At 45.3% G+C, this 11,201-nt stretch carries 8 protein-coding genes; 6 read left to right on the top strand and 2 right to left on the bottom strand.

Annotation, left to right across the window (positions count from 1 at the left end; genetic code table 11):
- Positions 1 to 33 precede the first annotated feature (33 nt).
- The 3 genes from VB741_RS25275 to VB741_RS26565 all read left to right on the top strand — a co-directional run bounded on the left by VB741_RS25275 (position 34) and on the right by VB741_RS26565 (position 1,504).
- Complete coding sequence (locus VB741_RS25275; RefSeq protein WP_323367999.1) at positions 34 to 165, top strand: hypothetical protein; 132 nt, start codon at positions 34 to 36, stop codon at positions 163 to 165.
- Positions 166 to 470: 305 nt separating this feature from the next.
- Positions 471 to 986, top strand: coding sequence for a hypothetical protein (locus tag VB741_RS25270; RefSeq protein ID WP_323367998.1), 516 nt, complete (start codon positions 471 to 473; stop codon positions 984 to 986).
- 365 nt (positions 987 to 1,351) lie between these two features.
- Positions 1,352 to 1,504, top strand: coding sequence for a Nif11-like leader peptide family natural product precursor (locus VB741_RS26565; RefSeq protein WP_323367997.1), 153 nt, complete (start codon positions 1,352 to 1,354; stop codon positions 1,502 to 1,504).
- A gap of 340 nt (positions 1,505 to 1,844) precedes the next feature.
- On the opposite strand, the gene VB741_RS25260 is transcribed toward VB741_RS26565, so the two are convergent.
- The gene (locus VB741_RS25260) at positions 1,845 to 2,861 is read right to left on the bottom strand and encodes a PleD family two-component system response regulator (RefSeq protein ID WP_323367996.1); all 1,017 of its coding nucleotides are present in this window, start codon (positions 2,859 to 2,861) and stop codon (positions 1,845 to 1,847) included.
- A 445-nt stretch (positions 2,862 to 3,306) separates the two neighbouring features.
- Between VB741_RS25260 and VB741_RS25255 the strand changes: the two genes are divergently transcribed.
- Both VB741_RS25255 and VB741_RS25250 read left to right on the top strand, forming a co-directional pair.
- Positions 3,307 to 4,302, top strand: coding sequence for a phosphate/phosphite/phosphonate ABC transporter substrate-binding protein (locus VB741_RS25255; protein ID WP_323367995.1), 996 nt, complete (start codon positions 3,307 to 3,309; stop codon positions 4,300 to 4,302).
- Positions 4,303 to 4,407: 105 nt separating this feature from the next.
- Positions 4,408 to 7,122 (top strand): response regulator, encoded by a 2,715-nt coding sequence (locus tag VB741_RS25250; protein WP_323367994.1) that lies wholly within the window; start codon positions 4,408 to 4,410, stop codon positions 7,120 to 7,122.
- A gap of 349 nt (positions 7,123 to 7,471) precedes the next feature.
- Here the strand turns inward: VB741_RS25250 and VB741_RS25245 are convergent, their stop codons facing one another.
- Positions 7,472 to 7,846 (bottom strand): CU044_2847 family protein, encoded by a 375-nt coding sequence (locus VB741_RS25245; RefSeq protein WP_323367993.1) that lies wholly within the window; start codon positions 7,844 to 7,846, stop codon positions 7,472 to 7,474.
- An 88-nt stretch (positions 7,847 to 7,934) separates the two neighbouring features.
- Here VB741_RS25245 and VB741_RS25240 point away from each other — a divergent pair, with 88 nt between their 5' ends.
- A complete protein-coding gene (locus VB741_RS25240) occupies positions 7,935 to 11,078 on the top strand; it encodes an NB-ARC domain-containing protein (protein WP_323367992.1) in 3,144 nt (1,047 codons plus the stop codon).
- Positions 11,079 to 11,201: the final 123 nt, after the last annotated feature.

The raw sequence follows: 11,201 nt of genomic DNA, 5'->3' as shown, positions 1-11,201 counted from the left end.
CCTGGCAAGCGTTTACTCATTTTCGCATTCAGCATGAAACTGAACGCCTTTATCCACACCGAAACCTACTCGGTGCAGTCGATTGGCCCCTGTTTGCTTGAGTTAGAGCGCGAGACCGGTTACGCCCCTAGTACATTTGATTTGAAGCCATACTACCCGGTTTAATGTGGTAACAACAACCTAGTTACATGATGATTACCGTACATAAAGGTACGGTATGCCCCTCGGACTAGCGAGGTATTGGATAAGTCAGGAGAGCTATCACTTCCTTCCTCAGAACCTGAATATGTGACTTTCATCGCAACCCGCAACGCACCTGTGACCCACATCACCAAAATTCCTCAGCTAAACTCAGAAACCCCTTAAGCAACCCTCAGGTACCCGTCAGATGACGTTCAGGTAGCTCCTGCATTCTTGTAATCAATGAAGCAAGTAAACACACTTCACCGATTCACCCAGGAGCTTTAACCATGAAACGCACTATCCTTTCTGCCTTAACCGTCCTCGTTGCTTCCGCCGCTCTGGCACCTATCGCTTCCGCCGTTGAGCCCGCTAGCTTCAATATTCAGTCCGCTCGCCTAGAAGCCCTGGACGCCCGCACCAAGAACGACGTCCATAAGCTACGCATCGAACACCTGAACAACCAGACCAAAGCCATCGAAGATATCCAAGCTACTCGGCTAGAGGCCCTAGATGCTCGCACTAAGGCTGTCGAGAACATCCAAGCTGAGCGCTTAAATGCCCTGGATGCTCGGACCAAAGCCGTTGAGAATATCCAGGCTGAGCGCCTAAACGCTCTGGATGCTCGGACTAAGAACGACGTTCATAAGCTACGGATTGAGCACCTGAACAACCAGACCAAAGCCGTTGAAGATATTCAGGCTGAGCGGTTGAATGCTCTGGATGCTCGTACCAAGACTGTAGACAACATTCAGGAAGCTCGCCTCGATGCCCTGGATGCTCGTACTAAGTCCGTCATCCGCTGACAGAGCGGAGCGCGCTTAGGCTAGCCAAGTTTGGGTGCCTAGCGTGTCTCCGTGCGTCAGTGAAGCTTCATTACCTTTCATGAGGCACCCTTATCTCATCAGACTCTCCCTACACACACTCTAAGCCTCTGCCACGGCAGGGGCTTTTTTGTGGGAGTAAGGTCGTCACCAGTTTGATGCGGCGAGATTACCTAGTGATGATTGATCTCTGACGTCAACTTTTTTTGTTATGTTAGCCAGTTCGCATCAGGAAAACTTCCGTAATTCTGACGATTCCCATAGGTGGCTGCTACGGGGTAGAAAGGATACATAAATGAAATTTTCTTGTTAGATCCGATTCCATTACTGAGTGGGCACTTTCAATTATGGCGAAGGAACAGGTTGCTAAGCTTTTTCGCGAGGCTCAAATCGAACCAAACCTACGGGATAGGTTAAATACAGCGCCAAACCCCGAGTCGTTTGTGCCATGGCTAACCAAAAAGGGTTCTCTTTTACTATTAAACAATAGAGAGGTATGACCAACTTCTCGGTAGAAGAATTAAAGTGTGACCTGTCTGAAATCCCTGGAATTTAATCAGTATTTCGGACTGCCACAACTCAAAAGAAGATCTCAATTCGAAAAACTCTCCTCAACAAGCATAATCAGCTTTGAAATACCCTATTAGTACGGGCATTGTCAGAGCTATTTTTTATGGGTTTATTAGTGGCTTTAGAACACCTCGATTAATTCGAAAATAGAGTCTCAATATAAGCTCATGTTCAGGAATTAGTGCTGGCAGGAGGTGATCGCATCGGACAACAAGGACTTTGAGGTGCACCATCAAAAACGGGTAATGATTCCGCCTGATGGAAGGATTCTCACCCGTTGATCACAGAACTGGTAAAAGCAACCACACAATTCCTACCATTATTTTTAGCATCATACAATGCTTGATCAGCCCAACTAATCAGAGTTTGAGGCGAACTAGAAAGAGTAGGTAAAACAGCCACAACGCCAATACTTACGGTGACGAAAGGTTTTACTATAGATGAAGCATGAGGAATAGCAAGCTTTTGAAGCTCTTTCTGTACGGCTTTACCAACACAGATGACACCTTCAAGATCTGTGTTGGGTAAAATTAATGCAAACTCCTCTCCGCCATAGCGAGCTGCCACATCAGCAGGGCGACGAACACAGGTGTGGATGATATTAGCAACTTGGCATAAACACTTATCTCCATTTAAATGTCCGTAAGTGTCGTTGTATGCCTTAAAACAATCAATATCGATCAGAATAAGCCCCAGGGGCGATTGTTCCCGACATAATCTCTTCCACTCAGATTCAAGTCTTTCATCAAATACACGACGATTAGCAATACTAGTCAGGCCATCAGTAGATGCAAGCTGATGAAGTTTGTGATTAGCAATCTTAAGTTCTTGAAGGAGTAATCTCTCTTTTCCTAAGGCCTGTTTAAGCTTCTGATGAGCTAGATTAGCACTGATGGCCTGACGAACACGCCCCCGAAGCACAGCCCAATGGAAGGGTTTGGTTACATAATCTATTGCTCCTGCCTGATAAGCACGCTCTACTGACTCAGTATCATTTAAACCCGTAATCATCAAAATTGGAGGACAACTATCACCGTACCATATATGTATTGAGCGACAACAGTCAAAACCGTTCATCACAGGCATGACAGCATCCATTAAGATAATATCCGGCAGTTCTTTTTGGCATATATCTAAAGCAGCCTGACCATCTCCAACAACCAGCGTCTGATAACCATCTTTGCGTAAGATTTCAGAAAGCATCAAGTTTGAGATAGGGTCATCGTCCACAATTAAAATTAATGGCACACGCTCTGAAGCAGGAGATACATCTAATGATCCATCCATGGTTTTTAGATTTGTGGTAAGCGTGACTACAGCATATTGTTCTAAATCAAACTAAAGGAGTAGGTGGACTCAATCCTTTACAAGATACCATTTCAGAAAAACCCTTTATTAACAGGGGTTTCCAGGCTTTAGGATATTAGATTTATATGTTCGCCTACTTATTTATAATTAACGTTCCCTATTTCGCTCATAACGCTGAAAGATTCAATAAACTCACAGTTTCTAACTATCTGACGTCGACGCCAACGGCTAGTCTGTTGCCGGATGATGCCATTGGTTCGTTCTAATCGTTCCCACTTAATCGCACTTATTATCTTTAATACAATTTCTGTTAGTTTTCAAAATAGCAAAGGCATACTATATCTACAGAGCATCTATAGAACCATGCGGAAATATTATTGAATATCTGTCCGCTAAAACTTTGTATACTATAACTTAAGGCATTATGTGTTTTCCCTCATTTCGGTCTATTAACCTTAAAGTAATTCCTTTACTATTAACACTTCTCTGCACAGCGTGTAGCTCAAATGATTCTCTTTTAAAAGACACAGACACGAATAAAGCAAGTACGCCACAAACAAGTACGCCACAAACGAATACTCTTGCCAACGATGAGCCTGTTTACTTTGGCGTTTTAGCGATTGATAGTGCAGTATCAGTCAATGAACAATATGCTCCTCTGATGAACTATCTATCATCTGAGATCCAACGTCCGGTAGAACTAGTGATTCTTTCACAAGATAGTCAATTCACACAGGTAGAAGAGCGCAAGTTAGATTTTATAACCAATAATCCGTTGGCAGCCGTCCAAGTTCAGAGGCTGTACGAAACAAATTTTTTATTGACTCACACCTACTCTAAAACTGGTACGAAATTCGGTGGCTTAATCATAGTAGACAGTGATAGTAAAATCACTACGATCGAAGATTTAAAAGGTAAACGCGCCGCTTGCATTAATTTCGAGACAGCAGCAGCAGGATGTATATTTCAAATTTACCATCTGCTCCAAAATGGTTTTGACCCTTACAAAGATTTCAGTAGCTTTATTGAGAATAAGTCTCAGGATAATATTGTCTTAGCTGTGCTCAATGGCCAAATTGACGCTGGATTTATTCGCACTGGCCACCTTGAAAAGATGGTCAACAAAGGTTCGCTTACCAGTTCAGACGAAGTACGCATTATAGATGTTGCAGAAGATGACTTTTTCTATTCTCACACTACAGAACTTTATCCTGAATGGCCAATTGCAGCTTTATCCGACACTGATCCCGATTTAGCCAAGCAAGTCCAAACGGTTTTAGGTAAACTTTCACCTGAACATCCTGCTTTAGCAGCGCTAAAAGTAGATGGATTTGACCCAGCAGAGGACTACAGCCAATTACATGACCTGATTCAAACTTTAAAGCTAAAGAGCTGGGATGTTGACAACAATGCTCAGTGATATCACCTTTACAGGTTTAGAAGATTTTTTCTGTATATTCATGAAACAAAAAAATCTTTCTCAAGTGAAAAATCTCTAGCTGTTTGTGAAAAGGACTTATCTGCTATGAACAGTTTACAAAAGAAACTTTTACGACGGTTTCAACAAAGCCTGGCGCTACGCTACTTAACCATTGCAAGTTCTTTTGTGCTAATCGTGCAATTAGCCTTTGGTTTAGTTCAGGTTCAGCGAACCCAATCACGCCAAATAAAAAGTTTACAGCATCAAGTAGAAAGCAAAGCTGATTTTCTTAGTAGTGTTGTTCCAGAAGCAATATTAAACCTCGATCTTTTGTACTTAGAAACGCTAATGCAAAAGACGACAGAAGACGTTGATATCGTTTACAGTGTGATCGTCGACAATGAAGGACAGGCAATCACACAATATCTTGACCCTGCTAAATTAGAGAATACTAGGAGCTCATCCGAAGAAATATTAGATATTATTCAATCTCTAAACTCTTTACCTCAAGTACATTACATAAGCACCCCCATTGAATTAGATGGGATGCCTCTAGGTGAAGTTCGATTGGGTTTCTCACATCAACGATTACGCCAAGAAAGTGTTACAGCAATCTTATTTAATATCAACATAGCAGTATTTGTAAGTTTGCTATTAGGCCTAATAACAATTGTCCTCTTTAACCGGCAGGTATATTCCCCCCTAAAGGCTTTAATCAAATTTGCTAAATCACTTGAACAAGGAAATTTGGAACAAAGAATCCAAATTAAGTATCTAGATGAAGTTGGGCAAGTTAGCCAAGCTCTCAATCGAATGGCTGATCAATTACAGGACAACCTTGTTGGGCTTGAGATTGCAAGAGATGAAGCACTTGCCGCCGCTCAATCTAAAAATGACTTCCTTGCTAATATGAGTCACGAAATCCGTACCCCTATGAATGGAATCTTGGGTATGTCTGGCTTATTACTCGATACTAATCTCACCAAAGATCAACAGAACTTTTCAGAAACAATTCGAAACTGCTGTAATTCTTTGATCATCATCATTAACGACATTCTTGATTTTTCAAAAATTGAGTCAGGCAAACTCGATATGGAAGAATGTCCTTTTGACCTTCGAACTTGTATTGAGGAATCTCTAGATTTATTGGCTAGTAAAGCTGCTGAAAAAAACCTAGAGCTGGGTTATCTAGCTGAATTAGGCACACCTAACCGATTGGTAGGCGATGTTACACGTCTACGCCAAATATTAGTAAATTTGGTCGGAAATGCAATCAAGTTTACCCATGAGGGAGAAGTACTAGTTAAAGTAAGTACATCACCTTTTACACCAACCCTTCCACTTAACAGAGAACAGGATATCGAGAAGGATTACATTAATGTCCATTTTGAAGTACAAGATACAGGTATTGGTATTCCTGCCAATAAAATGGATCGGCTTTTCAAATCCTTCAGTCAGGTAGACTCTTCAACTGCTCGAAAATACGGTGGCACAGGGCTAGGCTTATCGATTAGTAAGCAACTCTGTGAACTTATGGGAGGTACTATGGACGTAACTAGTGTTCTGGGAAAAGGCTCTTGCTTTTCTTTTTCAATTGTTGCTGAAGTTCTCCCACTATCAGAATCTGAAATTGCTTCGGTTCCGTATCAACTTAAAGGAAAACGAGTACTTATCGTAGATGATAACGCCACCAATCGTAAAATTTTAACCCTTCAAACTCAATCCTGGGAAATGCAGCCAACAGTTGCCCAGTCGGCTTATGAAGCGTTAGGTATACTCAGTTGCCATCAGGACTCCTTTGACATAGCCATTCTTGATATGCAAATGCCAGAAGTGGATGGGTTAACCCTGGCTAATCAAATTCGCACTAAGCCTCATGGGCAAACGCTCCCTTTAATAATGTTAACGTCTGTAGGAAGACCAGAACTCAATTCAGACGCCTTGAAGAAGGCTAACTTTCAGGCATTTCTTAATAAACCAATTAAACAATCCCATTTATATGATGCGCTGAACCAGATATTTATTGATCAGCCTGTTAAGATTCAAGCACCTGAATTAACAAATAAATCTACTTTAGATAGTACTCTAGCGAAACAACATCCTCTGCAAATCTTAGTTGCAGAAGACAATCTAGTAAATCAACAGTTGATCCGTCAATGGCTTGGGAAAATGGGTTATCGCCCTGATTTAGTAGGGAATGGCTATGAAGCTATCGATGCCCTAAAGCGACAAACCTATGATGTAATCCTGATGGATGTCCATATGCCTGAAATGGATGGCCTAACTGCTACAGCCGAGATCTGTAAATATTGGACTGAAACTGAACGACCTCATATTATCGCTTTAACAGCCAATGCTATGAAGGGTGACCGTGATCGGTGTCTAGCGGCTGGCATGAACAACTACATTAGCAAACCGATTCATGTGCCTGATTTAGTCACTGCATTAAGGCAGGTACAGCCCTTGGCTAAAACTTTTCAGACTCCAGCTTTAGATAAAGCGGTGCTTGAATCAACATTGGCAGCATTAGGTGGATTAGAATCAGAATCTTTTTTTAGTGTTCGTGAACTTTTTATTACCGAAGCTGCGACGTTAGTTAATAAAATTGTTAACGCTATTCAAGTAAGCGATCATGAACAAATAGAGCTCAATGCCCATGCCCTAAAATCGAGTAGTGGGGCATTGGGAGGCACAGTTCTTCAGACCCTATGCCAAGATTTAGAAAAATTAGGTAGACAAAAAGAAGCTATAGATCCGTGTCTTAGTAATGAGATAAATTTAGCATTTTCTAATTTCAAAACAGCTCTCACAAGCTTATAAGAGCAACTAAGCAAGTCCTTGGCGGTGCCTTAAAAGCTTCGATCCCCGTCCCGCCGAGCTTTGTAACCGTAAACGGTTCACCCCCACGAGTGGGGGGACAACTTAGCTGACCGGAAGAAGTGACGATCGCAACTGGGTGCGGTTCTTTTCTCGTAAAGCATTAAGCCGTCAAGAATCTCTCCGGTTCGAGAAACTTATTGGGTTGGGCTTGTTGGATAGTTCTCGATACTGGTCAATGCGGCATCGGGGAAGTGGCGAAAGGTATGCCCGTGATGGATCAGCTCAGGTGGGAAGGGCACTTCAGGCCTACTCCACAAAATTCGCAAGAACCAGGTACATTGTCTTTTTCTTAATTTTGTTCTTTCTGTTTTGGCTTGCACTTGATTTCGATGTGGAAGTCTCCTTCAACCGAGCCATGGGTGAGAATGGGTATGCCGGTCGAACCGGAAATCTTAACGCCGAACTTCAGTGTAATTTCTTCGACATCGGCAAAAGGCACATTTTGAAAAGCGCCGATGGCGTAGCGAGCATAGTTTTGTAACTTGGCATGTACTTCACTGAGCTTCACCTTAACGATGTCTGCGCCTGCCCCCATTCGTTCATAGTCATCGTCATCGTCACCAGGTGACGAATCAGGCAAATCTAGAGGCTCCGCTGCTTCTATGAATAGGGTGTAGTCATTGCCCTGCTCATCTTCAAAAACCAAGCGATCTACATCTGTCATATTTTCACCTTTAGCATATTCAGACTATCGGCTATCTTAAGAGGAATATGCGCATTAATCGGCACTTTCCTGAAAAGCAGTAGTACCTATGGCTCGTTACGCCCTCGTCATTGGAATATCTGAGTATAAAAATCTTAAGAATCTCAGTAAACCGGTGGGTGATGCAGAAGCGATCGCCGCACTACTAAGAACCTATGGCGGCTGTGAACAAGTCAAGGTCTTGAAAGGCGGCGTATCAGCGGAGCAACTAGAGTCAGCGCTGACTACATTGATCACCGAGCAAGCTGTTAGAAACGAGGTTGTGATTTATTTCACAGGCCATGGCTTTGCGACGCAGGGACTTGGTGGAAAGAAAGGTCATCTAGCAACCTCTGACTGTGAGATTGAGATAGAAGCCGGTCAACTTAAACGCCAGTCAAAAGCGATTGCCTTTTCCGAGCTGAATGACTTAATTCGAACGTCGAATCTGAGTAACCTTGTGATGTTTCTCGATGCCTGCCATAGCGGTGAGTTCATCGAAAGTGCGCTAGTAGAGCAGAGCTTTTCAGCGTTTAGTGCTCATCAAGATTATTGGTTAATAGCCGCCTGTCGTGGATTTGAAGAAGCCTGGGCCAAAAAAAGTGAGGAGCATAGCGTCTTTACGGGTGCGCTCCTAGAGGCCCTGTCCCCAAAGAATGCAGATCCCGATGGATGTATTACGGGCGATCTCCTGGTCGACTACCTGCGTCGGGCGTTAAAAGGAAGTCGTCAAGAGCTTGTCCGCTATGGAAAAGGTCGCTCCTTACCCATTGTTCGATTTCCTCTGCCTGAACAGACACCTGAGTCTTCTTCTTCTCCCACTACTTTAGATACCACCGATAGAGTGGTTCGCTCCTCAACTATCCCACTCCAAATGCCGCCGCTCCCAGATCACTTTGTTGAGCGGCCAGACCAGCAACAGCGAGTTAAAGCAGACCTGCTTTGTGAAGGCACCAAAGCAGGTACCTTAGTGGTCAGTGCTATCTATGGTCTAGGCGGTATTGGTAAGTCAGTGCTTGCCGCCAAGTTGGCCAGGGATGCTGACATCCAAAGCCATTTTTCAGACGGTATCCTATGGGCGACCCTGGGCCAGAATCCTGATATTTTGCCTCTGCTTAGCGGTTGGATACAGGCACTAGGTGACAATGACTATAAGCCAACGGCCAAAGAGTCAGCGTCCAATCATTTAAGAACGCTGTTATACGACAAGCGCGTTCTGTTGGTGGTTGATGATGTTTGGAATCCAGAGCATTTAGAACCCTTCCGGGTCGGTGGGGAAGGTAGCTGTGTACTCGTGACAACCCGAGAAGCAAGAATTTCGGGTGCTCACCTTCACCAGCTGGGTGTGATGAGCCCAGAGCAGTCGCTAGAGCTGATGACGCAAAAGATATCGGAGCCGCTGAGTGATAGTGCCCGTCAGCAGGCACTATCCTTTGCTGAGCGGGTAGGGCACCTGCCCCTAGCGCTAGAACTGGCGGCCTCGCAGATAGAAGATGGCGTGACCTGGCAAGAGCTGGTGGAAGACTTTCAATCTGAGATTGTGCGATTAGAGACATTAGATGTCTATGGTCAGACGGAAATGCCAGACGAGGAGAAGCGTCGCAAGTACAGTCTGCTGGCCTGCTTTAACCTGAGCCTGAAACAGCTTTCGTTGGAGCAGCTGCGCCAGTTTGCTTGGTTAGGCGTTGTGCCAGAAGATGTGAGCCTGACGCAAGAGATGGCTGAAACGCTATGGCAAGTGAATGGTCGGCAAGCGGGTTCAATCCTGCGCATTTTTAAATCCAAGTCGTTAGTGTTGCAAGGCGCAAAGCAAGCAGATGAGCGACCGAGCTATCGGATGCATGACCTCATGCACGACTTGGCGCAGCAACTGCTCAGGAGTTCGCCGCAGCCGCTGGGAGAAGGTGAACTGCCAGGATTAGGCTTGACCAAAGCCGAAGCCCATAGTCAACTGCTAGAGCACTATCGCAAAAAGACTCAGAAAGGCCGATGGCATACACTCAAAGATGATGGCTATATCTATGCCTATTTAACCTGGCATATGGAGCAGGCAAAGCAGCCAGAGTCGATTGACCAACTGCTGCAAGCGAGTAACGAGGAAGGCCGTAACGGCTGGTATGAAGCCTGTGATGCGATTGGTAAACCCGTTGGATTTGTGAATGATCTGGGTCGTGCCTGGACACAGGCCGTTGCTGACTATGGGCAATCGCCCAGCCAAACGCTCACCCGGTTATTTCGCTATGCCTTAATGCGAGCCTCCCTGAATAGCTTGGCGAGTAATGTGCCCGCTCCGCTAGTGGGTGCTTTAGTAGAGAAAGGGATTTGGCAGCCCGCTCAGGGGTTGGCCTATGCGCAGCAGGCCCAAGACCCCTGGCAACGAGCAGAGTGTATTGCGGCCATTGTACTTTATATGCCGAAGTCCTTGCTGCCAGAGGTGATTAAGACCATCGGTCAGATTAAGGATGCGGTCTACCGCTCGTATGTGCTGAGCAAGCTGGCAGAGCGTTTCGCCGAGGTGTGGCCAGATGTACTGATTGCGATTCAACAGATCCAGGATCGTTATGGTCGTCATCGTGACCAAACACAAGGATTCTCCTACAGGGGCTTGGCGTTGAGACGCATCGCCCAACATCTGCCATCGTCATATCTCGACCCTGCGCTTAACATTACTCGTCAAATTCAAGATGAGTCTGATCGGGCGATGGCTTTGATCGCACTATCAGAGCGCCTGCCCGAGCTATTATCAGAAGCGCTGAGTGTGACGCGTGAGATCAAGGATGAATATTCTCGTGCTTCTGCGCTGCGTGAGCTGGCCAAGCACCTCCCGGAGCTATTACCAGAAGCGCTGAGCGTGACGCGGGAGATAAAGTCTGAATATTCTCGTGCTTCTGCGCTGCGTGCGCTGGCCAAGCACCTCCCCGAGGAGCTATTACCCGAAGCGCTGAGCGTGACGCGGGAGATAACGAAGGAATCTTCTCGTGGTTCTGCGCTGAGTGAGCTGGCCCAGCACCTCCCAGAGGAGCTATGGCCAGAAGCGCTGAGCGTGACGCGAGAGATAAAGGATGAATCTTATCGTGCTTCTACGCTGCGTGAGCTGGCCCAGCACCTCCCAGAGGAGCTATGGCCAGAAGCGCTGAGCGTGACGCGTGAGATCAAGGCTGAATCTGCTCGTGCTTCTGCGCTGCGTGCGCTGGCCCAGCACCTCCCCGAGTAAAGATTCAGGGGGGTCAGTCTCCTTCAGGGATCAATGAAGGTGCAGGAGAACCATGTCGAGAGGCTTTTAACGCATCGGTCAGGAAGTCAAAGATCGAGCGTTTCTGAGCCTTTAAGCTGGTAA

This window comes from Leptothoe sp. PORK10 BA2 (genome assembly GCF_034932105.1).
In the GTDB taxonomy this organism is placed as follows: Bacteria; Cyanobacteriota; Cyanobacteriia; order Phormidesmidales; family Phormidesmidaceae; genus Leptothoe.
The sequence above is the reverse complement of the archived record's forward strand: the minus strand, read 5'-3'. Positions and strand labels throughout refer to the sequence as shown.

Bases quoted from the DNA above. Each gene is read 5' to 3' on its own strand.
- VB741_RS25270 (WP_323367998.1), top strand. From the start codon at position 471: ATGAAACGCACTATCCTTTCTGCCTTAACCGTCCTCGTTGCTTCCGCC.
- VB741_RS25240 (WP_323367992.1), top strand. From the start codon at position 7,935: ATGGCTCGTTACGCCCTCGTCATTGGAATATCTGAGTATAAAAATCTT.
- VB741_RS25245 (WP_323367993.1), bottom strand. From the start codon at position 7,846: ATGACAGATGTAGATCGCTTGGTTTTTGAAGATGAGCAGGGCAATGAC.
- VB741_RS25255 (WP_323367995.1), top strand. From the start codon at position 3,307: ATGTGTTTTCCCTCATTTCGGTCTATTAACCTTAAAGTAATTCCTTTA.
- VB741_RS26565 (WP_323367997.1), top strand. From the start codon at position 1,352: ATGGCGAAGGAACAGGTTGCTAAGCTTTTTCGCGAGGCTCAAATCGAA.
- VB741_RS25275 (WP_323367999.1), top strand. From the start codon at position 34: ATGAAACTGAACGCCTTTATCCACACCGAAACCTACTCGGTGCAGTCG.
- VB741_RS25260 (WP_323367996.1), bottom strand. From the start codon at position 2,861: ATGGATGGATCATTAGATGTATCTCCTGCTTCAGAGCGTGTGCCATTA.
- VB741_RS25250 (WP_323367994.1), top strand. From the start codon at position 4,408: ATGAACAGTTTACAAAAGAAACTTTTACGACGGTTTCAACAAAGCCTG.